Here is a 26,549-nt window from a genome sequence, read left to right as displayed (position 1 = left end):
AGGCAATTCGGTTGCGGGATTAGAGGAGCCGGGCATAGGCATCCCTCACGTCTGCCGCCACCTTTGGCCACCCGAAATGCGATGCCGCATAGGTGCTGCAGGCCTCGGCGTCCGGCAGCCGGATCCGGCCGGAAAGGGCCGCATCCAGTCCCGCCGCAATCTGCTCGGGGCTGCCGCCCTCGAGCACGAGTTCGGGCTCCAGTGCGGTCACCACCTCGGGCAATCCGCCAACCGGGGTGACAAGGACCGGTGTGCCGGCAGCGAGCGACTCCGCGGCGATCAGGCCAAAGCCCTCGAGGCTGGCGGTCGGCACGAGGCTGAGGTCCGCCGCCCGATAGGCCAGCGGCAAATCGGCTTCTGCGACGAAGCCGATGAGCCTCGCATGTTCCCCCAATTGGCCGTCCTCGATCGCCTTGGCCAGTTCGGCCTGCAGCGGGCCTCGCCCGCCGATGATCAGCAGTACATCCGGGTGCGTGGTTTTGATCCGCGCGATCGCGGCAATCGCCGACTCCAGCCCCATGCGCCGCACCAGCCGCCGTACAGCGAAGACAATTCGGCGATCGGCGGGCCAGCCGAGCCGCTGCCGGGCCTCGGCGCGGCTGACCGGCTGACGGAAGCGCTCGGCGTCGAGGCCGCCGGGGATCACCTGGATACGGTCTGGTGCGACGCCGTATGACTCGCTCAGCACCCGACCGAATGCGGCCGATAGGACAACACACAAGTCGGCCCGGCGATAAGTGCTCGCCTCTATCCACTGACGCATGACCGACGGCCGCTCCCGGCGCTCCGTCGCCACCTCCAGCGCCCACGGCCCGTGAAAATGGGCAACCAGCGGGCGGTCGATCCGATCGAGGGCCGCTCGGGTGTAAAGCGCGAAATGCGAGCCAACGACCTGCGGGTCGAAGCTGGAAAGAGCCCCGCCGATGGCCGCGCGAGCGGCCAGCAACCGCTGAGGCATGGGAGCAGTACTCGCGGCAAAAGCGGTGACCTTGCCGTCGGTGGAGGCGGCGATATTGGCAGAGCCGGTCACGAGGCCGCGGACATCAAGACCGACGGAAGGGGCCGCCGCGACCAGTTCGTAGAAGTAGCGCGACAAACCGCCGGCGCGCTCGGGGAACCAATCCAGACCAATCTGGAGGGTCCTCAATTGCGCGATCCGACACGGGTCTGTCGCCGGGTCAACAGCCTCGCATAGAGGGCCACATATTGATCGGCCATCCTCCCCCACGACATGGGCTGCACGATCTCGCGCGCCCGCAGGCCTGCCGCCGCGCGTAACGCGGCGTCGGACGCGACCTGACGGATGACCGCTGCCAGCACATGCACGTCGTCTGGATCATCGAGAACGAAGCCCGCGTCCTCAGCGACGATTTCGCTAGCTCCGGTCGACCGCGTGGTGATCACCGGCAAACCGGCAGCCATGGCCTCGGGCACGACCATGCCCCACGGTTCATATCGCGACGGGAAGACGAGGAAATCCACCGAGCGCAACAGCAGTGGCATATCCTTGACCATGCCGACGAAATGAACCCGGTCGGCGATGCCGAGCCGCTTGGCCAGGGCGGGAAAGCGGCTGCCATCAGAAGTTCCGGCGACCACCAGATGGAGATCGGGCACACCCGCTACCGCGCTCAACACGGTGTCGAGGTTCTTGCGCTCGGTCATCAAGTCACCAACGAAGACCGCCATGACACCTGCGGCAGGCAGGCCAAACCGGGCCCGATCGCCCACCCCTGGTGAAAACTCGGCTGCGTCGATGCCGTTCTGCACAACCTCTATGCGACCAGGCTCGATGCTGAGATCGGCAATTTCCCTGGCCAGATGGGGCGACACTGCGACGATCTGCGTGGCATCGAGAAAGGAACGTCGCTCGGCGAGAGCATTGAACCAGCCGAACAGGCCTTGGTAGGTGCCCCGCCAGCCCGGCGAGTTGGAGAAGTGGTCGGATTGGCGCCAGCCACTGTGAACGAAGTGAACGGAGTTCAGATCACCGCGAGCCCAGGTGATTGCGCCGTTCACGTGCACGATGTCCAGCCAGGAGCGGTTGGCGCGAAGCCAAAGCCAGCTTCGAAAGGCAAAGACCTGATAGCGGATCAGGCTGCTCGGCATGACACCGTACGAGATCTTCACCCAGCGCACATGGGGGTATTTGAGCAGTTCGGGCGCCACATATGCGGAGACAAGGTAGAGTTCGTGACCTAGCTCGGCGGAGCGCAAAGCGGTTTCGTAGTTGACGCGGCCCTGGCCGTCGTTTCGCGCGAACCGGTGTGTAACGATCGCGATCTTCACCGCATCAGCTCCTCCGGTGGACGTTCGCGCGTCTGTTCCGAGTTGCTTTCACCCAGCACGATGGCAAGGGCGAAGAAGGGTAGGATGAGCATGCCCGGGCCCTGAAGCAACATATTCGTGAAGGGCAGCAGCGACAGCGTCGCGATGGCGACAGAGGCTGCCGCACTGCCCTCGATGCTGCGCCTGCCGTTGCGAACAGCGCGATTGAAAATCATCACCAGCGCCGCGATCACGACGAAACTACCCCAGCCAAAAGTGAAGAAGATATCCAGCACGCCGCTGTCGAAGATGCCGTATTCCCCCAGGTTGCCGGACTGGTTGGTCAGCCGCGTGCCGGCACCTGTCGCGCCCATCCCACGGCCGATCGGGTTCGTGAAGGTGGCGTTCAGCAGGCCATCGATGAAGTCCGCACGGACTCTCAAGCTCGTGTCGTCTTCAAGGCTGGCGAAAGTCTCAAAACGCCCCGCTACTGTGTCGGAAAACGGCAGGATGGCCAGCACCGGGACAACAACGACACCGGCCAACAGGATGGAAAGCAGCCAACGCGCTTTCAAACGAGGCGGCCCCATCAGCAGCATGGCGACCAGCCCGACCACCAGGCCGCCCCACCCAGCGCGGACCAGCGAAAGCACCAGCGTGCCTGCTGCAGGCACAGCCGCCACCCAGCGCAGCACGCCGCTGTTCGCCGCCAGGACGATGAGCGATGCCGCCATGAAGATGGCCAGAGGGCCGGGGGAATTCAGGGTGGCAAAAACGCGTATCTCGCCCGGTTTCGGATAGCCGACCGACAACATGTCGGCGTTGATCATCCAGAATGTGTCCCATTCGGGAGCGAAGTAATATTGGTAGAGCCCGTAGGCGCCCACAAACAACCCGGCAAACGCGAGGGATCCGAACATGGCCCTGCCGAAATCCGCGGCGCGGGCAGGCTGCGACAGGATATAAAAGGCGACCGAAAGGGGCGCCAGCCAGGCCATGAAGCTGTATCCCGCAGCGAATGGTCCCGATGCCATGATGCCGACGAGCAAGGCGAATATCATCATCAGCAGGAAGAGGCTGAAGGGGTAGTAGCGATTCTCGTGCAGGTGGCGGGAAATCCGGATCACCGTCAGGAATGACATGCTGCTCACCAGCAGCGGGGCGAGCAATACCGGATTGAGGGTGCTGTACTCCGTCTGCCAGTCCACCAGGCGTCGAACGAAGGGCGCCAGCATCCAAAGCCACATCGTGAAATGGACGTAGTGCGCCGGATAGCGCTGGAACAGGACGAAGCCGGCCATCAGGCACATTGGCGTGAAAGCATAGTAGAGGAGCCGCGCCTGCCCTGTTAGCAGTGCGGCGAGGCAGATCAGCAGAACCCCAATCTGCAGTAGCGTCGGCGGGGTGATGACGTCCCCGAGGCTGCGTCGCTGTGAGGGGATATCGGTCATCGCCGCAACCATGTTCGGATGCCGGCCAGCGTGCCGCGCAGCGAGGCCCAATAGATGCTGCCGACGCGGTGTTCGCCGTTGAGCTTGAGACGGATCACCTGCGCAATGCCGGGGACCTCCCGGGAGCCAATCGCCACGGTCCAGGCTAGGTAGACAGGCACCTGCCAGAGCGAAAGGTAGTCCAGCAGCGCAAGCGCCTGATTGTGGGAGGCGTTGGTCTGGGCGGCGGGAGTCCGGTATGTGCGCTTGTCGTCGTCGTGCCGCACCGCCAGATAGTGGTCGACCGCAACGTTGGGGTCGTAGACGAGCGTCCAACCCTGCTTTCTCACCTCGAGCGCAAGCTTGAGGTCGTTGGCGACCTGGGCCCCATCGCCGCGAAGCCGCCGATCGAAGCCGTTTGAGATGGCGCCGCGGCGGAAGCTCATGTTGGCTCCCTTGAGAATCTCGACGTTTCTCGGCTCACCGACACCCTCGTGGTGGAATCCAATGCACCGGCCGAACCACTGCACCCGGCCAACGACGGGGTGGCTACCCTTGCGATGAACGCCGTCCCAATAGTCGCGCCCCCCTACCCCACCCAATCGGCCGTCGGCCTTGAAATGCTGCTCGATCCGCAAGAGCCAGTCGAGAAAGGGCGCCGCGTCGTCGTCGGTAAAGGCGACGATGTCGCCGGCGGCGGCCTGCAGGCCGACGTTCAGGGCCGCCACCTGGCCGGGCTCATCTACGCAGACGCCGCGGATCCGGGTTCCGCCTCCGGTCCTCTCTGCGAGAAGCCGCTCAGTCTCCTCATCGCCGGCGCGCCAGACGACGATGACTTCGTCGGGCGCCCGCAACTGGTTGTCGAGGGCGGCGATGCATCGGCGCAGGTCGTCGACGCGCATATAGCTGGGCACTACGACCGAGATCGTCATGCGCTCCGGTGCGGTCAGAGCCTGTGTGCGTCGTTTCCTCGTCGACGACACCTGACGGGCTACATTCATGGCCGCCTCCGGCTCGGAAAGAACCAGCTGAGCTGGGCACGCAATGTGAAAAAGAAGCTGATCGCCATGGCGGCCTCAGCCAGATTGATGGTCACCGCAGCGCCCAGCGCCCCGTAAAGGAGGCAGAGCGGCGGGGCAGCTATCGTAGCCGTCGCGGCGCCGGCGAAGATGCAGAGCGTGAATTGCCGGTTCAGCCCGAACGGCAGCATGATCAGCTTGCCCATGGCTGAGTTAAGGGCACTGAGGACGATGACACCGGAGAGGATCCGAAGCACCGGCACCGCGTCGCCGAAGGCATCGCCGAGCAGGATCGCGACGACGAGCGGCGCGAAGATGAACAGGCCGACCGCGATGCTGGCGCCGACCGCGGCGTGCAGCTTCAGCAGCGATATCGCCGTGCGCCGGGCATCTTCCGCGGCTTCACCGACCAGTGCGTTCATCTTGGGATAGGCAACCATGATGATCGGGTTGAGGAGGCTGATAAACGGCCACTTCGTCCGATCCGCTCCCGAATACAACCCGGCCTGGTGGGTGCCCGACGTGAGCACGAGGATTAGCGACAATCCGCTGGAGTAAACGTTGGTGAGGATCGCCGAGATGAACATGAAGCTGCCCTCGGCCAACTGCGAGACGGTAGCCTCGAGGGACAGTTGGGGACGTTGCAGCAGTCCCCGGCGCAGCGCCCCGTTTATCGTCAGGGCAGCAACGATGAACGAACCGAGGCTGGTCAACCCGGCCGCGATCCAGACATCGGATTGCTGGTGCACCAAGAGGTAGACCAGCGGGACAATAGCGAGCCTCCCGAGGACGGAAGCCGACATGAACTCGCGAAAGGACTCGCTGCCGCGCAGCGCCCACTCCAACGACAGGACCGACCCGACGACGCCCAGGCTCGACGCGATAATCGTCAGCCGGAGCACCGGGTCGGCGACCAGAAACGTGGTTCCCGCAATGACCGCGGCCATGGTCGGCAGGGCGAGCCCCACCTTCGCGGCGGTTGTCGCCCAGATTATCCTGTTGGCCGCGCCTGCGACCTGTCGCTGCTGGGCAATGGCGCGGGAGGCGGTGTACGCAAAGCCCCAGTCGACGATCACCCCGGCGAAGGCCGCCACGGCGAGTGCCACCCCCAGATAGCCAAAGCCCTGCACCCCCAGGACGCGCGCCAGATAGGGGAAGGTCAGCAGCGGCAGCAGGTAGTTTGCAGCCTGCCAGATCGACACCGAAGCCAGCCCCGCCCAGGTGCGCGGACTGAGCATCCCAGTCAGCCTCCTGATGTGCGACTGCACCTCGGTCACCGCTGTGCCGTCTTCGACGAGGGGTGCCGCGCCGCCGTCCTGTGTCGCCTGTTGAGCGCGTATTGAACCTCGTCCATGAAAGCCTCGCGGAAGCGATCCGACGAGAAGCGAAGCGCATTCTCCCGGCACGCGGCGGGCGAGATGGTTGGGGAGAGGCCCTCGAACTCAGCCACTGCGGCCGCGATCGCCGCTGCCGATTGCTCGTGGAAGAACACCCCCGTCCGATTTTGCGGCTTGACGACGATAGTTTCGAGCGAGCCACCGCGGCCATAGGCGATCACCGGGGTGCCGGCCGCCTGAGCCTCGAGGGGGGTAATCCCGAAATCCTCCTCCGCCGCGAACACGAAGGCCCTGGCGCGGCGCATGTAGTCGATGACGGTGTCGCGATCCTGATAGCCGAGAACAGTGACGTTCGGCGCCGCCGCGGCACGGACTCTCGGCATTTCGGGGCCGTCGCCGATCACGACCAGGCGGCGCTCCGGCATTGCTGCGAATGCCTCGACGACCAGGGGCACACGTTTGTAGGGCACCAGTCGCGAGGTGGTGAGATAGAAATCCTCGTGTGCGTCGCCGAGGGTAAAGGCCGTCACGTCGACCGGCGGATGCACCACCACGGCTTCGCGCCCGTAGAACTTGCGCGCGCGGCCGGCGACGAAGCGCGAATTGGTGACGAAGTGATCGACCCCGCTGGCCGTACGGACATCCCAGATGCGGAACTTGTGGAGCAGCCAGCGGGCGAACCAGCTCAACGGACCATGCTCGAGCTTGGCCTCATGCAGGTAGGTGGCCTGCAGGTCCCAGGCGTAGCGTGCAGCACTATGCAGGTAGCAGACGTGAATCTGCGCCGGCCCGGTGATGGCGCCTTTGGCTACCGCGTAGGAAGAACTGATGATCAGGTCGTAGGGTGAAAGATCGAGCTGTTCGATCGCCAGCGGCATCAGCCCCAGATACTTGCGATAGTGGCGGCGCACGAACGGCAGCTTCTGGGCGAAGGTGGTACGCGGGGTCCGTCCGCCCAGGAATGCGCGATTTTCTTTGGGAAGGAAGTCGACGACGGAGAACAGATCCGCCTCGGGAAACAGGGCGAGTATCTCGGCTAGGACGCGTTCGGCGCCGCCTTCCACTACGAGCCAATCGTGAACGATGGCTACCTTCAAGTCCCATGCTCCAGCGACGGTGGCCGTGAGCAAACCGAGTCAATGTGTCGTCTCTACTGCCGGCGCGCTATGCCACCCCCTTGCCTGCGCGCTGACTGTTCACAATGTCCCAAGGCCCGTCATGTTGAACAATACGCCAAAATTCACTTCGTTGCATTGATGTAGATGATAACCTTAACGCTGCAGCGGTCGTCATTCGACAAGGTGCCGCCGAGGGTTCTGGATACACTGGGGACCGATCAATCTTCCTGCAGGAGTAACAGCGTTGACGTGGCTACGAAGCAGACTGCAGACAATGGCGACAGACATGGCGAACGCAGCAGCCCGGCAATTGTCGCGAGTCGCCCCCTACCGGCCTATGTCTGGCGGCAAGGCGCACCTGGACGAGCAGTACGCCGGGGGGACTTGGGAATATCTCAGAGGCATCGGCGAACTGTCACGCTTCAGCGTGGTCGTCGGCTACTGTCACTTTCTGAAACCCGGCGGCAGCATCGCCGAGGTCGGCGCGGGGGACGGTATCCTGCACGACCGGCTCGATCACACCAAGGTCGGCAGCTACCTGGGCATCGACATTTCGGAAGAGGCGATCGCCCGCATGGCGCCGCGGCAGGACGAGCGGAACAGTTTCGTCGCAGCCGACGCCGCGACATTCGAACCTCCCGGGACTTACGATCTGATCGTCTTCAACGAGGTGCTCGAGTATTTCGATGATCCGCTGGCTGTGGTGCGCCACTGGTCCCGCTGGCTGGCGGAGGACGGGGCGATCATCGTCTCGATGTTCTCCGGCCTCACAACGGCGCGATCCGAGACCATCTGGCGGGGTCTGGCGGCCGAGTACCGACAGGAAGCGCTGACCCAGGTACAGAATGAGGCTCGTTATCGTTGGGTGATCAAGGTTCTCAAGCCCATCGGGTCCAAGTAGACGGGATGGCAGCGCCGGAGTTCAGCGTCGTTGTGCCGACGTTTCAGCGGCGCGACCTGGTGGTCGCCCTCGTGCAGTCGCTGGCCGCGCAAGAGGGCGGCATCAGCTTCGAATGCATCGTAGTTGCGGATGGTTCGACCGATGGCAGCGCCGCGGCGCTGAAGGCACTCAGCGTGCCCTTTCCGTTCAGCGTGGTGGAGCAGGCGAATGCCGGCGCCAGCAGTGCGCGCAACCACGGCGCGCGGCTGGCACGCGGTCGGTATCTGCTGTTCATCGATGACGACATGGAGGCGCATCCGCAATTGCTGGCGGAGCATCAGCGCTCGCACCAGGCTGGAGCCGACGTGGTGCTCGGGCACATGCCGCTGCATCCCCGGGCTCCCGACACCCTGATCGCGCGCGGCGTCGCCGAGTGGACGGAGGAGCGGAAGGCGCGGTTGGAGGCGGGGGGCCAGCTGACGCTTCACGACATGCTCACCGGGCAGATCTCCCTGCCCCGTGCCTTGTTCGAAGAGTTGCACGGCTTCGATGGAAAGTTCACCGAGGGGGGCAGTTTCGGCAACGAGGATATCGACCTCGGCTATCGCCTGCTGCAGCGGCAGGCAAGGGTCGTCTTCAATGCCTCGGCGATCACCTGGCAGAACTATGTTGTCGGGCCCAGGCAATACATGAAGCAATGGCGGGACGCAGGCGAGGCCGACGTCATTTTCTCGCGCAAGCACCCCGATCGCGGAATGGAGCTCTTCAAGCTGAACGGCGCCGACAGCCGCCGGGCGCGCCGATACTGGCAGCCGATGGCACGGTTCCCGCGACTGACGGCACCGATCGCGGCGGCCCTCACGCAGCTTGCCTATTACGGCTTTTCGAGAGGTGGCAGGGACAGCAGGTGGGCGAAGCTGTTCTACAATGTTCGCGACATGCAGTACTGGCGGGGCGTCGCCCGCGCCGGCGGGATGCCGAAGCCGCAGCCGGTCGTCGTGATGTGCTTTCACGCCATCGCCGACCTCTCGGATGCGGGCTTCCTCGCCCCGTATGGCTTGCCTCCCGAGCTAATGGCCGCGCAACTCGATGCACTTTTGGCCTCGGGGCACAGCTTCATCAGTGGGGAGCAGTTGCTCCGGTACATGACCGACAACAGCCCCCTGCCCACGAAGCCCGTGCTGGTTACGTTCGATGATTGCTACACCGACCTGCTCGACGTGGCGCTGCCGATCCTGCGCGCGCGCTCCATACCGGCAGTTGCCTTTGTCGTCTCGGGAGAGATCGGTGGCGGTAACTCCTGGGACGTTGCAAAGGGCGGGCGACCGATGCCGCTGCTCGATCTCGAAGGGCTCAAGCGAATTCGCGACGGCGGGATCGAGATCGGTGGCCACAGCCGTACGCACCCGGAGCTGCCGCGCCTCACCGACGCCGGTTTGGACGACGAAATCGCCGGCAGCCGGCGTGACCTGGAGGCCCTTGGGCTCGGCCCGATCCGGTTCTTCGGCTACACGTTTGGAGAGCACGACCAGCGCGTTCGGGCGGCTACAGCCGCTGCGGGATACGAGCTGGCCTTTGCCCTCCACGACGGATTGGCGCGATCGGGCGAGGATCGCTTCGCCCTTCCACGATTCGAGATCAAGCGGAATGATACGCCCGCCAGCTTGCGGCGGCGGATCGCCCGGTCCCGGGTTGCCAGGTGGCTTCGACGCTCACAACCGGTCGACTGACGCTTCCGCCTCGCTGAGGGCCGCGCCGATCTCCTCGATCGCCTCGCGAACCAGTTTTGGTGAGATCTCGTCTGTCGGCCTCGCCTCGAGGACCGCGCCTGCCTCGAGCACAATGCAATCCTCGCAGTAGGCGACGGTCGACTCGCGGTGGCTGATGACAATCAGTGTCTGTCCCGGGCGCCTGTTGCTGACGAGGTCCATGATCGCCCGCTCCGAAACCACATCCACAGCACTCGTCGCTTCGTCGAGGATCAGAACGTCGGGATCTCGCAGGAGCGCGCGGGCCAGACCGATGCGCTGCCGCTGCCCACCCGAGAGGCCAAAACCGGGGCCTTGCAGTTCGGTAGCGTAGCCCAGCGGCAAGGCGGAGATGAAGCCGTGCGCATCGGCACGCATGGCAGCGTCGACGATCTCAGCCTCACTTGCTTCCGGAGTGCCGTAGCGGATGTTCTCAGCGATCGTGCCGTTGAAGAGTTCGGCATCCTGCCCGGCGATCGCCACGCGAGCGCGCATGGCGGTCGGTTCGATCGTCGACAGCGGGACGCCGTCGATGCTTATGCGCCCGCCGGTCGGTTCGATGAGCCTCGCCAGCAAGTTGACGATCGTCGACTTGCCGGAGCCGGAGCGCCCCACCAGGGCTGTACTTCGGTTGGCTCGGATGGCGAAACTCACCTCACGCAGCGCGGCGTCGCGATCGCTGGAGACATCATAGCCGAAGCTGACCTGTTCGAAGCTGATGCGATCGCGAAGCCCAGGATATGGCGCGGTGCCACCAGGCAGCGGCTCGGCACGCGACGCATCCAGCAGCCACTCGACCTCGGCGATGGAACTGCGCCGGGTGGCGATCTCGACGCCAGCCGTGCTGAGGTCGCGGATGTGCGGCTGCATGCGATACATCAGCAGCAGGAAGACGATCAGCGTGCTCAGTGCTACGCCAAGCCAGTGGGCGACGATGAAGATACCCAGGAACAGCAGCGCATAGAGCACCTCGAAGGCAGGGCCTACCATCGATGTCGCGATGGATGCGTCCAGCATGGTGCGCCGCACGTCGTTGGACGCGGCATCGAAGCGCTCCTGCTCCTCGCGCTCGCGGCCGAACAGGCGAACGAGCCGCGGTATGCCAAGGCATAGCGCGATCATGCGGTCGCCGAGACCGAGATTCGCGGCGCTCACCTTGGCGCCGATGACATTCACGTTCCTTGTCGCCAGCGTCTGCAACAGGCGGATGAGCAAAACGCCAACCAGCGCCACGACGAACAACTGCCACTGCACCAGCCCGACGAACAACAGGAACACCGCGATGGTGACGGCGCTGGAAATGGCCCGGAACATCAGCTGGATCGCGTCGGAGGCACGCCACGACTCCGTTGAGATGATGTTCAACAGGCGAATGGAGTCGGCCCGCAGCAGAAACGGGTACCCGACATTGACGAGTCGCTCGGCCAGTTGGGTGCGGATAGCGTGGCTCGCCTGGCCGTCGACCCAGTGGACGAATACGGCGCAGGCTATGCCCAACACGCCCTTGAGAACGATGCCGACAAGGATGAGCAGGGACAGGCCGACGAGCCGATACTCGGCGGGAAACCAGTCGCCGACGCCGGCCAGGAAGCCGAGCCCACTGGCCGATCCGCTGCCGCCCAGCGTTTCGAGCAATGGCATCAGCAGGCCGATGCTCAGGCCTTCGAGCGCACCCGCCAGCGAAACGAGGATCGCCACTACCGGGATGGTCCAGGCGAAGCGAGCGGCCAGGGGGAAGAGCGGGCTTTCCGGCGAAACGAGCACGGCAGATATTAACTTGCGCAGCAAGAGTATCCCCAGTCGAGCTTTCAACACTCGCGGCAAGCCGCTACCCTGACCTGCGTGCCGACTAAGAATGGACCAAATGGCAGACCAGTCAACATCAGCACCTGTGCAATGGCCAATCGTGCATGTCGATCTGGAAACGTCCTTAACCCGGCAGGATGTGCAGCACGTCGCTGGCGCCGGCGCGTTTATCGTCTATTGGCGAGACAATCGTCCGGTCGGCCAGTGGATCGTCGCCCCGGTGCCGACGATGCCGGATCAGCGGGCGATCATCGCGCGCGGATTGGGCATCGCGGTACCCGCTGCCGGCGTGTCGAAGGGCGCCGGGGAACCGCTCAGCCTGTCCGTCCTGATCCCGACCCGTGATCGCCCGGATGATCTGGCGAGGTGCCTCGCATCGTTCCGCGGCCAGTCTCGAGCGGCGGACGAGATCATCGTCATCGACAACAGTTCTACCGGCTCCGCCCGAGCTGTCGTCGAGACCAATCCCGGGGTGCGGTATGTGCACGAACCGCGCAAGGGGCTCGACTATGCGCGCAACGCCGGGTTGCGCGCCGCCACCTCGGACCTCGTTGCCTTCTGTGATGACGACGTAGCCCTGCATGCCGCCTGGACGGAGCGGATGGCCCTGGCCTTCGACGCACCGGAGATCGAGGCGGTGACCGGCCTGGTGTTGCCGATCGAACTCAGAACCGAGGCGCAGCGGCTGTTCGAGTTCAAGTGGCCGTTCGGGCGAGGCTTTGCGCGTATCGACTACGGTCCGGAGTTCATGACTCGCAACAGCATGCTCGGCTGCCCGGCTTCCGACATCGGGGCGGGCGCGAGCATGGCGTTCCGACGGTCGGTGTTTGCCCGGCTCGGGATGTTCGACCTGCGTCTCGGCGCTGGAGCATCGGGATGCAGTGACGATTCCGAAATGTGGTATCGCATCATCGCCGCCGGCGGGACCTGCCGATACGAACCCGGCATCGTTTCCTACCATCGCCATCGCAGCGAGATGTCGGCGCTGCGCGGGCAGATCCACGACTATGTGCAGGGCTACGTCGTTTCGCTGCTCATCCAGTTCCAGCGCTTCGGTCATTGGGGCAACCTGCGGCGGCTATTCCTGCGGATGCCCTATTTGTACGCCCGCCGCGCAACCCGCATCGTCCTGCGCATCCCAAGGCCTGACGATGTCGTGTTTAAGGATGAACTGCGTGGTTACTTTGATGGTCTGAGGTATTTCTATAAACATGCGGACAGTCCCGACGGAGTGACGCAAGCCGATGGACTCGCATACCGATCGGAGTGATGTCGCGGCACGGCCCGGTTCGGCCGGGGTAACCGTCGTTATCAACACCTACAACCATGCGCACTTTCTCGGCGATGCCATCCAGAGCGTGATCGACCAGACAGCTGCTGCATCGGCCATCATCGTGGTGGACGATGGTTCCGACGATCACCCGGAACAGGTGGTGGCCGGCTACCCGCAAGCGCGGATTATCCGGCAGGCCAACCAGGGTCTGGCGTCAGCCCGCAACACGGGTCTCGCAGCGGCCGATACCGAGTTCATCTGCTTTCTCGATGCCGACGATCGGCTGCTGCCGCAGGCGCTCGAGGCCGGCTCACGGGCGCTGGCGCAGAATGCCGACGCCGTGTTCGCCTATGGTGGATTTCGCCGGATCGACGCGACCGGCGCGCCCATCTCGGATGACCTTTACTCACCGCCGGGCGAGCATCCCCACCAAACTCTTTTGCGCGGCAACCCCATCGCTATGCACGCAACGGTGCTGTACCGGACCCGGATGCTGCAAGCGGCAGGCGGCTATGACGCGGGCCTGCGGCTCTGCGAGGATTACGACGTCTATCTCAAGCTCACCGGCCTCCACCCGATCGTGAGCTATTCACAGCCGGTCGCCGAGTATCGCTGGCACGGCGGCAACATGTCCGGCGATCCCCGGCGTATGCTTGCCACCACATTGAGGGTGCTCGACCGATATTCCGGTGACGCCGGAGCCGCTGAGGGCAAGGCAGCCTGGAAGCGCTACTATGCCGGCGTCGCGCTGAAGCAGGCGGCGGAACCTGGGCGGAGTTTTGGCGAACGACTTTCGAAGCTCGGGGACAGCCTTGCCATCGCGCCTAAGCAAGTGGTGCGACGCGGGCTCAAGGCCCTCTTGCCGGCATCGGCGCTCAATCGGGCGCGGCGTATCGTTCGCGGCGGAAGGCCGGTTGGCACCGTCCGGCTGGGCGACCTCGACCAGACCATGCCGGTACACGGCGACTTCGGCTGGGGGCGCGGGACGCCGGTCGACCGGTACTATATCGAGGGCTTTCTGGAGCGCAGCCGACAGGATGTACGCGGCCGCGTGCTGGAGATTGGCGAAGACACGTATTCAAGGCGGTATGGCGGTGCCAATGTCGTTCGGCAGGACATTCTGCACGTCCATGCCGGCAACCCCCGCGCGACCATCGTGGGGGACATCAGCGTCGCCGGCACGCTACCCGCTGACAGCTTCGACTGCATCGTCCTTACCCAGACGCTGCAGCTGATCTTCGATCTCGATACGACCGTGCGCAACCTGTATGCCGCGCTCGCGCCCGGCGGCGTGCTGCTCGCCACCGTGCCCGGCATCAGCCAGGTCGATCGGGGCGAATGGGGAGTTCGGGGCTGGTTCTGGATGATCACCCCCGCCGCCATGCACCGGCTGTTCGGGCCGGTCTTCGGCGAGGACCAGATCGCGATCGAGGCGCACGGCAATGTCTATGCGGCAACCACCTACCTGCAGGGGCTGGTGGTGGAGGAGCTGGATACCGCAAAGCTCGACGCCGACGATGCCCGCGCCTACCCAGTGATCGTGACGCTGCGGGCGCGGAAGGCATGAAGCGATCATGCTGAGCATTCTCGATCGATTTCGCCGGCGATCCGAACCGGTCATCCTCATGTACCACCGGGTGGCCACGCCGGCCGTCGATCCGTGGGAGATAGCAGTTTCCGCCGACAACTTCGCAAGCCAGATCGAAGCACTTGCCGACCGGCGCACGCTGCTGCCGATGGCCGACTTTGCCGCGCGACAGCTGGCCGGCGCCCTGCCCCGCGACGCCATCGGCATAACCTTCGACGACGGCTATGCCGACAATGTCGCCACCGCGGCACCCATCCTCGCAGCGCACGAGGCGCCGGCCACGTGGTTCATTGCCACCTCATATGTGGGACGCGAGCGCGAGTTCTGGTGGGACGAACTGGCCCGGCTTGTGCTGCTGCATCCCGGGCCTGGGCAATGGGACCTGCCGATGCTGGATCGCAATGTCGGCTTCGGCGGCGACGACGAGCTGGCAGATGCAACGCAGTGGCGCGGCTGGGATCCCCCGGTGACGAGCCGGCAGCGCGTGTTCCGCGAACTCTGGGAGTCGCTGAGGCTGCTTGCGCTGCCGCAGATCGAGGCGGCACTCGATGCCATGGGGGAGCAAAGTGCCGCGGCCCCAGCGCCGCCGGAGGACCTTCCCGCAACTGCCGCGGCGCTTCGGCGCTGCGCGGAAAGCGGCTTGGTCAAGCTCGGGGCGCACACGTCCACGCACCGGCCGCTCGCCAGCATCGGGCTCGACGAGGCGCGGGCGGAGATCGCTGAAGGCAAGAGAGCCGTGGAGGCGATCGCCGAAGCGGAGGTCGTGGGCCTCTCCTACCCGTATGGCGATTGCAACGCCGCGGTCGCCGGCCTGGCGCGCGGTGCCGGGTTCGCATGGGCGTGTACGACCCGGAGGGCGGCGATACGACGCCGGGACGACCAGATGCTGTTGCCACGTGTCGCGGTGCCCAACCAGTCAGGCGAGGATTTGCTGCGGTTCATCGATAGCCTTGAGGTAAGGCCATGAGCGGTCCGATCGTCAGCGTCGTCATCTGTTTTCTCAATGGCGCCGAGTTCCTGCCGGCCGCAATCGACAGCGTGCTGGCCCAGACGATGAAGGATTTCGAGCTGTTTCTGGTCGATGACGGTTCGACCGACGGTAGTTCAAAGATCGCGAAGGACTATGCAGCGGTTGATCCCCGGCTAAGCTACCTAGAACACGCCGGACACGTGAACCTGGGTCTCAGTGCGTCACGGAATGTCGGGATCCGTGCCTCAACCGGAGACTTCATAGCCCTGCTCGACGCCGATGATGTCTGGGCACCGGATAAGCTGGACGAGCAGCTGGCGATATTCGTCCTGCATCCGGAACTGGGAATGGTCTGCGGGGCCACCCGGTACTGGAGTTCGTGGGCCGACGGCGATGATCGGATCGTCCCGTCCGGTCCGTGGCAGGACGTGCCAGTGCAGCCCCCTGACGCTTCGCTCCTCACCTATCCGCTCGGGGGGGCCGATGCCCCCTGCCCGTCCGATCTGCTGCTCCGGCGTTCGCTGGTGCTGGAACTGGGCGGCTTCGAAGAACACTTCCGCCGCCCCTATCACCTCTATGAGGACCAGGCCTTCCTCGCCAAGCTCTACCTTGCTGCACCGGTCTACTTCGCCGGTGAGGTATGGCTCGATTATCGGCAGCATCCGAATTCGATCATCGCGACGCTTGGCACGGGGCCGACCTACCATCAGGTCCGCCGCTATTTCCTTGAGTGGCTCGAGGGCTATCTCGCCGATCGTCCGGCGGTCGATCCTCGTGTTGCGGCCGCGGTGCAGCGGGCCCTGTTCCAATACCGGGCTCCACGGCGATACGCCGCTCTCCGCTGGCTCACTCGCCAGCGGGCGCGACTGGTTCGGCTGATTGACGCCTAACCTGGTCGAGGCCTAGTTGCCGCTGCCCGAAATGAACTCGTCTCGGGCGGTGAGGAAGATGATCCGGAAATCCAGCAGGAGGGAGGCATTCTGGATGTAGGCCATGTCGTGCTCGACGCGTTCGCGCGCCTTGGTCGGATCGTCGGTCGGCCCTCGCAGCCCATTCGCCTGCGCCCAGCCGGTCAACCCGGGTCGAACGCTGCGCCGCATGTCGTAGTAGGCGACGAGCGCCCGGTACGGCCTGCCGCCAGCCAGCTGCCCGGCAACGTGCGGACGCGGGCCGACGAACGACATGTCGCCCCGCAGGATGTTGAAGAGTTGAGGAAGCTCGTCAAGGCTCGAGCAGCGCAGCCACCGGCCTATCGGGGTGACGCGTTCATCGCCGAGCACTGTTTGCGCAACACCTGAGTGATCGCACACGTCCACGCGCATGGTTCTGAATTTGTAGAGCTGGAACAGCGTGTCGTTCCGCCCCGCGCGCATTTGCCGAAACAGCACGGGCCCCGGGCTGGTCAGCCTTATCGCAAGCGCCACGCCCAGCAGCAACGGGGCGAGAACTACTATCGCTGCGATAGCCATTACAATATCAACGGCGCGCTTCAGCACCGCATAACAATGGCCAGCAAACGTCGAGGACGCCACGATCGGCATCCCGTCGCGCCACCGCAGCGGCAGTCCGCTGTGATTTGTGACAATGGGCGGCCTTGCTGGGTGTACCGAAGCGATCTGGAAGGTTGCATCCCGACGCAGCGGCTGTCGGGGATTTTGGCCAAATGATATCTCTGCCATGGGCGGCACCTCGCACCCCGGACGTCAGAAGAACCGTCCGCACTCACAGTACTTAAGGCTCCGCAACCCATATGAACTTAACGATATATTAACCAGAAGCGCAAGGACGTAATCACATCAGTGCCTTGTAACGGCCACTAAAAAGCCGACCGGCCAGCCGCCGCAGGCGCATCAAGCATCCAGGTTTTGCCAAGGGTTGGCGTGATCACGAACGATTTACGTCGCCCCGACCGGACAGGCGGAGGCGCGCGCGGGGGCGACTGGGATAATCAGACAAAACAGTTCAGCTTTTCCCGACGACAGTTGTCGTGAGGTCCCGAACCGTCCCCGGCGTGTCGTCGAGCCCGCGGTCCGGGCAGAAATACTCCGTGGCCTGGCTCAGTTTGCTCTATAGTCGGGAAGGCACAACTTGGCCTGGTCGCGGCCGGGACCGTAATTGGTCGTCGCCAGGGCCCCGCGATTAACCCTTTCCCGAACTGATTGCCTGGCGCGCCCAGATTTGTTGACTTTCCGCCGTGCAAGGCGCTTACTTAACGAGGTATTAATGTACCGTGTAAGGAAAGCGCTATGAGATGGCTTATTACAGCTGCGGCGGCGCTGGTGTTGTCTCTCCCGGTGGCCGTGCCGCTTCCGGCCCTCGCCCAGAGCAGCACCATAGATGAAGTGATGACGGTCTGCACTGACGTCATCAATCTCCAGTATGAGGACGACCACAGCCGGGATGGCCAGTGCATCAAGGCCGTGGCCGACTTTCTAGGCGTAATCGGGGCCCCCTCGGCGGAGGCTGACCCGCAGATCACTGAACTGATCCTAAAGCTGGTGGAACTGTACCGCGACGATCCGGACTGCAAGATTGCCGAGACTGAATTGCCCGAGGCAATCTCGACAGCGGCCGGCAAGGTGCTCGATGCAGACGTCAAGGCCGAATACATCCTGATCGGCCAGCAGATCGACAGCTGCGATTTCTCACCGACGTCGGCGATCAACCCCATACCCGAGCCGGCCAGCAATAGCTAAGCTGCCGACCAACGAGGTTCGCGAAAAAGGCAAAGGGCCCCTCGGGGCCCTTTCTCATTGCGGCAGAGCCGATGGATCAGGCGCCGGTCCACGACTTCGGGTTAGCGCCCGACATGGAAATGATCCGCAGGCCGGCCTGGGCCTTGAGCTTGACCGCGTTGGTGCGGTTGTCGAGCACGAAGTCGCCCTGGCTGGTCTTGACGACGAGGATCGCGTGCCCCTCGCCCGAGCGGGTCTTGGCAAAGGCGATGCGGAGCGCGCCAGGCGGCAGCCCCAGCTTGATCAGCCGGGAACGCTTGGTGACGACATAGTCTTCGCAGTCGCCGCTGCTGGCGTTCAGCGTCCAGACGTCCTTGCCCCGATTGTCGTTCTTGGGGCGGATGGCATTGTTCACCGACAGATTGACGCGCTTGAGCGTCTGCATGGTGGCGTCGGTCATCGGTACCGAGGACTTGCCACCAGGCTGGCACTCACCGGGGTTCTTGATACAGAAAATCTTGAAACCGAGCGGTGACTGGGCGCCCGCTGCCTGAACTTCCACCGTGCCCGCCAGCACGGCGATCACGAGCGCTATTGCAACCATCAATCTCGATTTCATTCCGCCATCCCCTCATTGGGCACGGCGGCACAATGACACTCCCGGATTTCCGGGCATTTTCAGGTATCCGGCGCATTTTAGCTAATTTGCGCCGGTCGAACTTTCCTATCAGACGTCATTTCAACGTGCTGACCACGACCTCAACAGCAGCAGGACCGAGCGGGCCTGCGTCGCAGGCGTTCGCCTTGCCCTTGCTGACGCACAGTTCGCGAATGCCACGGATGGTTGCCCCCGTTAGCATGCCATCAGGCGTGCCCTCGAAAAGACCCTGCTGCCGCAGCAGCTCCTGCACGACGAAAACGTACGCGTTCTCACTTAGGCCGCGCAATCGCGGCAATAGCATGGCGCGTCTTTGCAGATCGAGTTTCATGAACCGTTCGGCAGCCTCAGCGTACGCGGCGGGCGACTTGCGACTGGCCGCATCGAGCAGCATCTGCTCGAACAGATGATCCTGCGGATCGAGCTTGGTCTCCACCTTGGCCAACATGACGCGCGCCGTCGACGGATCGCGGGCGACGCCGTCGGAGCCCTCGAGCAACAGCGCGATCAAGCGGCGCGCTGCCGCGACGTCACCGGCGTCGACCGCGGCCTTCAGCACCGAGACAGCAGCAGCGGGATCGGGGGCTATGCCATGTCCGGCGAGCAAAGCATCAGCTAGGCGCATCGAGGCGTCAGGCACGCCGGCCTCTGCGGCGCGGCGCAGCAACGCGATACCGGCGTCGGGCGGCTGCCCTTCCATGGCGCCATCGAGATAGCCCATGGCAAGCGAGAACAGCGGGGTCGCATCGCCATCGATCGCCGCCTGAATGAAGTGACTCTCGGCTTTGGGCAAATCGGGCACCAGTCCTGGTGCGCCGAGGTAGAGGGTGCCAAGTTTCGCGAGAACGTCGTGATTGCCTGCCGCTGCGGCTTTCTCGAAATAGCCGGCCGCCCTGGCGCTGTCCGCCGAGGCGCTGCCGGGGCTGAACGCATCGCCCAGCGCCGCGTAGGTATCCGGTCCCAGATCGCCATCGAACTGGTCGTAGTAGGAAGCGGCCACACCGAGATCGCGAGGGACCGGCCCGCCCTCGAAATAGAGATCGCCGAGGCGACGGGCCGCCTCTGCATCGCCCTTGGCCAGCGCTTGCTCGTAGTAGGACACGATGCGGGTGGCGTCGGCACCTTGCTCGGCGAAACCGTCGCCGAGGCGCAGCAGGACATCGGCTCCGAGCTGACCGGTGGCGGTGGCGTAATAGCCGCCGGCCTTGACGATGTCGGCGGCCACCAGCTTGCCGTCGAAATAGATGTCACCCAAGCGCAGGGCCGCCGCAGTTTCTCCTCCGGCACTGGAGGCCTGGTAGTAGGCAATGGCCTTGTCGATATCAGCGGGCACCCCGTTGCCATCGCGATAGCGATCGCCAAACGCCAGCGCGGCGTTGGCCGGCACACCGTCAGGCGATTTCAGGTAGAAGGCTTCCGCCTTCGCCATGTCGGCAGGGACGAGCTTGCCTTCGAAGTAGAGATCACCAAGACGCCCCAAGGCTGCGTTCTCGCCGGCCGCAAGGGCGGCCTCGTAGTATTTGATTGCCGCCGCACCGTCCGGGGCGCCCAGCTTGCCGTCGCGCAACTGATCGCCAACGGAAAGCAGCGCCTTGGTCGGCACGCCTCCAGGAGCGTCGAGGAAATGCCTCGCCGCCTTGGTCTCGTCTTTGGCCACCAACTCGCCGTCGAAATAGAGATTGCCGAGGCGGTCGGCCGCGGCTCTCACTCCGCCCTCCAGTGCGGCCTGGTAGTAAGCCACGGCGCGGTTGCCGCCGCTTTCACGCCCCTCGCCGGTGAGCAGTGCATCACCGAGTTCGAGCAGGCGCTGCGGCGGCACCAAAGCTGGCGCCCGATCATAGTGGTCGGCGGCGCCGACTGCATTTCCGGCCGCGAAATCGAGATCACCCAGCCGTACGGCTGCGGCCAACTGCCCATCAGCCACGGCACGCTCGAGGAGATCGGTCACCATCGGCACATCGGGGGTACCCATCAGGCCCGACAGGTTGGCTTCGGCGGTCGCGATCAGCGCCTTGGCCGGGATGCCCGTCTCGGTCTGCTGGTAGTATCCCGCAGCCTTCGCGATATCCCGAGGTAGCAGAACGCCGTCGAAGTACACGTCGCCCAGGCGGGTGGCCGCGTCGGGTGATCCCGATGCGAGCGCGCGCTGGTAAAGCTCGATGCTTCGCTCGGCGCTGACTGCTACTCCATCGCCATCGCGATAGAGATCGCCGAGGGCGAGCAGCGATGCCGGGTCGGCGAGATCTCCGGCGGCGGCGAACTCGTCATATGCCCGAGCGATGTCGCGTGCCGTGCCGTTGCCCTTTAAGTGGACGTCGCCCAAGCGAGCGGCAGCGAGTTTGTCGCCGGCCTGCAGTGCGGCATCGTAATAGGCAATAGCCTCTGCCGGCGCCTCGGCCAGGCGCATGTCGGCTACGGCAATCAGTGCCTTGGCCGGAACGCCGCCGGCCGACTGCTTGTAGAAGTCCGCCGCCTTGGCGACGTCCTGCGGCACCAGTCCGCTATCGAAGTAGAGGTCGCCGAGCCGAGCGGCCGCGGTAGCGTCGCCGCGCGCCAGAGCCTCCTCGTAGAGCGCGGAGGCCTTCTCCGCATCGACCTGCCCCGTCTTTCCGTCCCGGTAGATGTCGGCCAGCTTCAGGTAAGCGTCGCGCTCGCCCGCATCGGCCGCGAGCTGATAGTTGTCGGCCGCCGCTACCGGGTCAGTGGTGGCCAGCAGGTCGCCCAGCCGCATGCCGGCCCGGCCCGCCTCAACCTTGCGCGCTGCCCTGTAGTATTTGGCTGCCTTGTCGACATCGACGGCAACACCGGCACCGTCGCGATACATGTCGCCGAACACCAGCAGGGCGTCGTCCGGCACACCATCGGGCGATTGCAGGTAGTAGGACTCCGCCTTGGCGAGGTCCTGCGGCAACAGCGCTCCTTGGAAGTAGATCTCGGCGATCTCCAGGGCAGCGCCCTTCTGGCCGGCGTCCAGGGCTCGATCATAGAGGAAGACCGCGCGCACCGGGCTCGGTTCGACCAGCACGCCGTCGCGGAAAATGCTCGCAAGGCGCATCAGCACCTTGTCCGGCACGCGGTCCAACGCGTTGTCGTAGTAGGCTGCCGCCCGCGCCGGATCGGCGCCGACGATGTTGCCCTCGAGGAACAGATTGCCTAGCCGGATAGCGGCGTCGGAATCGCCGGCGGCCAGCCCTTTCTCATAGCTGGCGACGGCCTGCTTGGCGTCGAGCGCGACCAGGGTGCCGCTGCTGTAAAGGTCGCCCAGGCGCGTCCAGCCGGCGCCGATGCCGGCCTCGGTCGCCTTCTCATAGAAACCGATGGCCCGCTTGGCACTGCCCTTAACGAGCCGGCCGTCGCGATAGAGATCACCAAGCCGAAGCGCCGCGTTGCCGTCCCCAGCGGCCAGGCCGGCCTCATATTCGGCTACGGCCTTGTCCGTGTTCTGCTTAACACCAGCGCCTTCGCGGTAGATGTCGCCGATCTTGGCGTGACCGCCAATCACGCCGTGTTCGATGGCCGCCGTGAAACTAGCTATCGCGCGCTCCGTGTCGTGGCCTGCGAGATAGACCTCGCCGAGCCGCATCGCGGCATCGGCTGTCCCTTGGTCGAAGGCTGCCTGGTAGTATTCGACCGCCTTGGCATCGTCGCGCGGCACCAGCTTGCCGTTGCGGTAGAAATCCCCCAGCCGGAGGAGCGCGCCGCGATCGCCGCCGTCTCGCGCCACATTCAGGTATTTGAGCGCATCTTCGGCGTTACCGGCGGTGCCCGCCATGTCGGCCAGCCGCATGGCACCGGCGAAATTCTTGAGTTCGAGAGCCTTGAGATAGTAGCCGCGCGCCCGCTCGGGGTCGGCCACCACGCTTTTGCCGGACGCGTACAGGTCGCCAAGCCGCAATGCGCCGGCGGCATCGCCCTGCGCCAGGGCCTCGTCAAAGTAGCGCGTCGCTTTGTCGATATCGGCGGGCACCAGTTTGCCGTCATTGAAAATGTCGCCGAGCCGGACCAGGGCGTCGCGCTGGCCGGCGGCCTTCGCGCGATCGTAGTAGCCAAGGGCTCCGGCCGCATCACCTGCGGCGGCCTTGATGTCGCCAAGCCGAACGAGCGCGGCATTGTTGCCCGCGGCCAGTGCCGCTTCGAAATACTCCGCCGCTCGCGGGTCGTCCTTGGCCACGTATTTGCCGTTGCGGTAGATTTCGCCGAGCGCGAGGAATCCCGCTGGTTGGCCCTTGGCGGCGGCTCCTTCGTAGTAAGCCAGTGCCTTTGCGACATCCGCGGGTATGGCATCGCGACCGGCGATGTACACGTTGCCGAGCCGCAGCCCCGCGCCGGCGTCTCCCGCGTTGAACGCGGTCTCGAAGTACTGGACGGCCCTGGCGGCATCGGCGGCGACGCCCGTGCCATCGAGATAGAGCTGACCGAGCTTTACGAGCGCCTCGTTCTTGCCGGCCGCGGCGGCCTGTTCGTAGTACGCGACTGCCTTGGCAGGGTTCGCGGCAATTGCTCCGTTGCCGGCGATGTAGAGGTCCGCGAGGCGAATGGCGCCGGTGGTGTCGCCGCTATCGAGCAGCCGCTCGTAGTAGGTGATCGCACGGTCGAGATCGACCGGCATACCGACGCCTTGCCGATAGAGATCACCCAGTCTCTGTAGCGCTGGCTGCTCACCAAGCCGGAGCGCTTCCTCGTAGTAGGCAGTGGCACGCGGGCCATCGACGTCGATGATCTTGTTCTGGGCGAAGATATCGCCGAGCAGGAGGATGGCGCTCGCGTTGCCGGTGTCCCCGATGACGTCGAGCTCGGCGATCGCCTGGCAGTATTGAGCGCCCTGAGCCGGATCGCGGAGCATCTGCCGCAACTCGTTCAGTGGACGCACCGTGCGCGGGGCCGGCGGGATCTGGCTGGCCTCACATCGTTCCTGGGCGCTGGCGCTCGATAGGAAGAGGCCGGGAACCACAATCATTGTGGCCAAAACAACAAATCTGCCAAGAGTCACGGCCATCGCACGCCCCTCCATTTTAAGACGACGCTAGCGCTCTATTGCACCACCGTTCCAGTCAATTTTGCCTCCGAAGCACGACCGACCCTATCAACTTCAGGTGCCCGACCGAATTCCGGCCCGGAGGAAGGCATCATCTACAAGCTCGTCGCGACCAGCGAAGTGATCGAGGTCGCCTTCAACCCTGTGCACCCCCTCGGTGAGGAAGTAGAGTTCGTCGACCTGTTGCATGATCGGCAGCACGTCCTCCCCCGCATCGACGGCATCGAACAGGCGGTCCAGTAAGGTATCCACGGTGACCGTCGCGTCGCTGCTGTACATCGCCTCGGCCCGGTCCCCGGGCCAGTTGGCGCCGCCGCTCTCGGCAAGGTACCGCAGCGAGATCAGGAAATAGCTGCCCTCGGCGATGAGGTCGCGGCGGAGCTCAGCGGTGTCGCGCGCGGTCGGCCCAGCCGTGCCGACCGCGCGTACGTCGGCGGCGAGCAGCGCGGGAACGTCGGTGGACGAAATGACGCCGTAGGTGGCGCGGATCATGAAGAGAACCGCTCGCTGCGACACGTAATGGCGGGCCGCCTCTTGCGCGAGCTCGGGACTAGCCTGCACCGGCCGCGCCGGGACGTCGGCGGCGACGGCGGGGGTAGCAGTCCCGAGAAATGCCAGAAGCGCGGCGATCGCGTAGTATCGCATACCAATACTCCATAGATGCCGCAGCGAGGTTCCTAACACGGGCTTGCCAGATGCGGCGCGCGGCATGGCACAATATTGGCCGGTAAGGTTAGCGCCGGAGCCGCGTCTCCCAGGCCCAGGCGCTAGCGACCATCGCGTCGAGCCCGGGATATGCCGGAGTCCAGCCGAGCAATGAGCCAGCCAACGCACTGTCGGCCCACAGTTCGGGCGGATCCCCTGCCCGTCTCGGCGCCAGTTCGTGCGGAACCGGGCGACCGACCACGCTCTCCACGGTGCGGATGACATCCAACACGCTGTGCGGTCGGCCGGTGCCCAGATTTACTGCGCGGGATTGGCCGCCCCTCACCAGATGCTCGAGCGCGAGGACGTGTGCAGCCGCGAGATCGGAGACGTGCACGTAGTCGCGCAAGGCGGTCCCGTCTGGCGTCGGATAGTCTGTGCCCATGACCTTGAGCGGTAAGCCGGTGCCCGCGGCGGCCTTGAGGGCCAGGGGGATCAGGTGCGGCTCGGGCTCGTGCATCTCGCCGATCTCTCCCTCCGGATCGGCTCCGGCGGCATTGAAGTAGCGCAGCGCCATCCAGTTGAGGCCATGCGCCGCTCCGGTCCAGTGCAGCAGGCGCTCACAGGCGAGCTTGGTTTCGCCATAAGGATTGGTCGGATGCTGCGACGTCGCTTCGGTGATGGGCAGCAGTTGCGGCACACCATAAGTGGCGCAGGACGACGAGAAGACGAAGGCTACGCAATCCGCGCGCTGCGCTGCTTCGACGAGGCAGAGCGTGCCCAATACGTTGTTATCGTAGTAGGCGAGCGGCGCCCGCATCGAGTCCCCGACATAGGCGGAGGCAGCAAAGTGCATCACCGCCTCGGGCCGGAGTTCAGCGAAGAGCCCCCGCAGGCGCTCGCGGTCGCGGATGTCGGCCTCGTGGAGCGGGCCCCATCGAACGGCCTCGCGGTGACCGGTCGAGAGATTGTCGATCACGACGGGCTCGTGCCCGGCAATAGCCAGCGCCTTGGCGGCGTGGCTGCCGATGTACCCTGCTCCACCAACCACGGCGACGCGCATCAGGCCGCCAATAGTTCACGGAAGTACGCGATGGTGCGGCTCATTCCGGCCGCCAGCTCGACCGTCGGAGCCCAGCCGAGTTTCTCGCGGGCCAGGGCGATATCGGGACGGCGCTGGCGCGGGTCATCTGGAGGGATGGGCAAGAAGACCAGTTCCGAACGGCTGCCGGTCTGCTGGATGACGATCTCGGCCAGTTCGCGCATCGTGAACTCACCGGGATTGCCGATATTGACCGGCCCGGGGACATCGCGCCCCGTCTCCATCAGCCTGACCATGCCTTCGATGAGGTCGTCGACGTAGCAGAAGCTGCGCGTCTGGCTGCCGTCGCCGTAGATGGTCAGCGGCTCGCCACGCAGCGCCTGGACAATGAAGTTGGACACTACGCGGCCATCGTCGGGCTGCATGCGCGGCCCGTAGGTATTGAAGATGCGCATCACCTTGATATCGAGCTGGTGCTGGCGGTGATAATCGAAGAACAGCGTCTCGGCGCAGCGCTTGCCCTCGTCGTAGCAGGCGCGCGGGCCGATCGGGTTGACGCGACCCCAGTACTGTTCGGTCTGCGGGTGAACCTCGGGATCACCGTAGACCTCGCTGGTCGAGGCCTGAAGGATGCGTGCGTTCAGCCGCTTGGCGAGGCCCAGCATGTTGATGGCGCCATGAACGCTGGTCTTGGTGGTCTGCACCGGATCGCGCTGGTAATGCACCGGCGAGGCGGGACAGGCCAGATTGTAGATCCGGTCAACTTCTACATAGAGCGGGAAGGTCACGTCGTGCCGGAGCAGCTCGAAGCGCGGGTGACCGAGCAGGTGGCTGATATTGGCCTTTGTGCCCGTGTAGAAATTATCGGCGCAAATGACCTCGTGCCCATCCGCGATGAGCCGGTCGCAGAGGTGGCTGCCGAGAAAGCCGGCGCCGCCGGTCACCAGTATCCGTTGCACCGCACCGTTTCTCATGGCGCGCCTCCCCCGTATGCAGCGCGCCGCCCGTGGGCGCTGGAACCAAACCTAACGCAGCGTAGCCGCAGACGCTGTGAAAA

20 protein-coding genes are annotated in these 26,549 nt (G+C 64.8%); 7 read left to right on the top strand and 13 right to left on the bottom strand.

Annotated features, from left to right (window positions below):
• Positions 1–19: 19 nt before the first annotated feature.
• Genes AC1DYL_RS14595 through AC1DYL_RS14570 form a run of 6 tightly spaced genes read right to left on the bottom strand, consistent with a single transcriptional unit; the run spans position 20 to position 7,151 of the window.
• Positions 20–1,147, bottom strand: coding sequence for a glycosyltransferase family 4 protein (locus AC1DYL_RS14595; RefSeq protein WP_477173696.1), 1,128 nt, complete (start codon positions 1,145–1,147; stop codon positions 20–22).
• Entirely contained in the window at positions 1,144–2,289 is a 1,146-nt protein-coding gene (locus tag AC1DYL_RS14590; protein WP_477173695.1) for a glycosyltransferase family 4 protein, read from the bottom strand. The genes AC1DYL_RS14595 and AC1DYL_RS14590 overlap by 4 nt, the downstream gene beginning before the upstream one ends.
• Entirely contained in the window at positions 2,286–3,719 is a 1,434-nt protein-coding gene (locus AC1DYL_RS14585; RefSeq protein ID WP_477173694.1) for an O-antigen ligase family protein, read from the bottom strand. Before AC1DYL_RS14585 ends, AC1DYL_RS14590 begins: the two co-directional genes overlap by 4 nt.
• Positions 3,716–4,699 carry a glycosyltransferase family 2 protein gene (locus AC1DYL_RS14580; RefSeq protein WP_477173693.1) on the bottom strand — a complete coding sequence of 328 codons (984 nt, stop codon included), beginning with the start codon at positions 4,697–4,699 and terminating at the stop codon, positions 3,716–3,718. Before AC1DYL_RS14580 ends, AC1DYL_RS14585 begins: the two co-directional genes overlap by 4 nt.
• Positions 4,696–5,955, bottom strand: a complete 1,260-nt coding sequence (locus tag AC1DYL_RS14575) for an oligosaccharide flippase family protein (RefSeq protein ID WP_477173692.1) — start codon at positions 5,953–5,955, stop codon at positions 4,696–4,698. Before AC1DYL_RS14575 ends, AC1DYL_RS14580 begins: the two co-directional genes overlap by 4 nt.
• Positions 5,956–5,990: 35 nt before the next feature.
• Complete coding sequence (locus AC1DYL_RS14570; protein ID WP_477173691.1) at positions 5,991–7,151, bottom strand: glycosyltransferase; 1,161 nt, start codon at positions 7,149–7,151, stop codon at positions 5,991–5,993.
• A 307-nt stretch (positions 7,152–7,458) separates the two neighbouring features.
• Between AC1DYL_RS14570 and AC1DYL_RS14565 the strand changes: the two genes are divergently transcribed.
• Entirely contained in the window at positions 7,459–8,073 is a 615-nt protein-coding gene (locus AC1DYL_RS14565; protein WP_477173690.1) for a class I SAM-dependent methyltransferase, read from the top strand.
• Between the two features lie 5 nt (positions 8,074–8,078).
• The gene (locus AC1DYL_RS14560) at positions 8,079–9,782 is read left to right on the top strand and encodes a glycosyltransferase (RefSeq protein WP_477173689.1); all 1,704 of its coding nucleotides are present in this window, start codon (positions 8,079–8,081) and stop codon (positions 9,780–9,782) included.
• Here AC1DYL_RS14560 and AC1DYL_RS14555 read toward each other — a convergent pair.
• Complete coding sequence (locus AC1DYL_RS14555; RefSeq protein WP_477173688.1) at positions 9,765–11,588, bottom strand: ABC transporter ATP-binding protein; 1,824 nt, start codon at positions 11,586–11,588, stop codon at positions 9,765–9,767. The two genes, AC1DYL_RS14560 and AC1DYL_RS14555, sit on opposite strands and share 18 nt — an antisense overlap.
• Before the next feature lie 76 nt (positions 11,589–11,664).
• Here AC1DYL_RS14555 and AC1DYL_RS14550 point away from each other — a divergent pair, with 76 nt between their 5' ends.
• Genes AC1DYL_RS14550 through AC1DYL_RS14535 form a run of 4 tightly spaced genes read left to right on the top strand, consistent with a single transcriptional unit; the run spans position 11,665 to position 16,327 of the window.
• Positions 11,665–12,876, top strand: coding sequence for a glycosyltransferase family 2 protein (locus AC1DYL_RS14550; protein ID WP_477173687.1), 1,212 nt, complete (start codon positions 11,665–11,667; stop codon positions 12,874–12,876).
• Entirely contained in the window at positions 12,851–14,446 is a 1,596-nt protein-coding gene (locus AC1DYL_RS14545) for a glycosyltransferase (protein ID WP_477173686.1), read from the top strand. The genes AC1DYL_RS14550 and AC1DYL_RS14545 overlap by 26 nt, the downstream gene beginning before the upstream one ends.
• Positions 14,447–14,453: 7 nt before the next feature.
• Positions 14,454–15,434 carry a polysaccharide deacetylase family protein gene (locus AC1DYL_RS14540; RefSeq protein ID WP_477173685.1) on the top strand — a complete coding sequence of 327 codons (981 nt, stop codon included), beginning with the start codon at positions 14,454–14,456 and terminating at the stop codon, positions 15,432–15,434.
• A complete protein-coding gene (locus AC1DYL_RS14535) occupies positions 15,431–16,327 on the top strand; it encodes a glycosyltransferase family 2 protein (RefSeq protein ID WP_477173684.1) in 897 nt (298 codons plus the stop codon). The genes AC1DYL_RS14540 and AC1DYL_RS14535 overlap by 4 nt, the downstream gene beginning before the upstream one ends.
• Before the next feature lie 12 nt (positions 16,328–16,339).
• Here the strand turns inward: AC1DYL_RS14535 and AC1DYL_RS14530 are convergent, their stop codons facing one another.
• Positions 16,340–16,978, bottom strand: a complete 639-nt coding sequence (locus AC1DYL_RS14530) for a sugar transferase (RefSeq protein WP_477173683.1) — start codon at positions 16,976–16,978, stop codon at positions 16,340–16,342.
• Between the two features lie 705 nt (positions 16,979–17,683).
• On the opposite strand from AC1DYL_RS14530, the gene AC1DYL_RS14525 reads away from it, so the two are divergent.
• Positions 17,684–18,133 carry a hypothetical protein gene (locus AC1DYL_RS14525; RefSeq protein ID WP_477151277.1) on the top strand — a complete coding sequence of 150 codons (450 nt, stop codon included), beginning with the start codon at positions 17,684–17,686 and terminating at the stop codon, positions 18,131–18,133.
• A 76-nt stretch (positions 18,134–18,209) separates the two neighbouring features.
• Here AC1DYL_RS14525 and AC1DYL_RS14520 read toward each other — a convergent pair whose 3' ends face one another.
• The 5 genes from AC1DYL_RS14520 to AC1DYL_RS14500 form a co-directional block, all read right to left on the bottom strand.
• Positions 18,210–18,731, bottom strand: a complete 522-nt coding sequence (locus AC1DYL_RS14520) for a transglutaminase-like cysteine peptidase (protein WP_477173682.1) — start codon at positions 18,729–18,731, stop codon at positions 18,210–18,212.
• A 115-nt stretch (positions 18,732–18,846) separates the two neighbouring features.
• The gene (locus AC1DYL_RS14515) at positions 18,847–23,613 is read right to left on the bottom strand and encodes a tetratricopeptide repeat protein (protein ID WP_477173681.1); all 4,767 of its coding nucleotides are present in this window, start codon (positions 23,611–23,613) and stop codon (positions 18,847–18,849) included.
• 246 nt (positions 23,614–23,859) lie between these two features.
• The gene (locus AC1DYL_RS14510; protein WP_477173680.1) at positions 23,860–24,450 is read right to left on the bottom strand and encodes a hypothetical protein; all 591 of its coding nucleotides are present in this window, start codon (positions 24,448–24,450) and stop codon (positions 23,860–23,862) included.
• A gap of 88 nt (positions 24,451–24,538) precedes the next feature.
• Entirely contained in the window at positions 24,539–25,513 is a 975-nt protein-coding gene (galE, locus tag AC1DYL_RS14505; protein ID WP_477173679.1) for a UDP-glucose 4-epimerase GalE, read from the bottom strand.
• Positions 25,513–26,466, bottom strand: a complete 954-nt coding sequence (locus AC1DYL_RS14500; protein WP_477151282.1) for a UDP-glucuronic acid decarboxylase family protein — start codon at positions 26,464–26,466, stop codon at positions 25,513–25,515. Before AC1DYL_RS14500 ends, galE begins: the two co-directional genes overlap by 1 nt.
• Positions 26,467–26,549 lie beyond the last annotated feature (83 nt).

Source organism: Devosia sp. P1_H9 (genome assembly GCF_056405135.1).
This window is presented reverse-complemented; position numbering and strand designations above follow the sequence as displayed.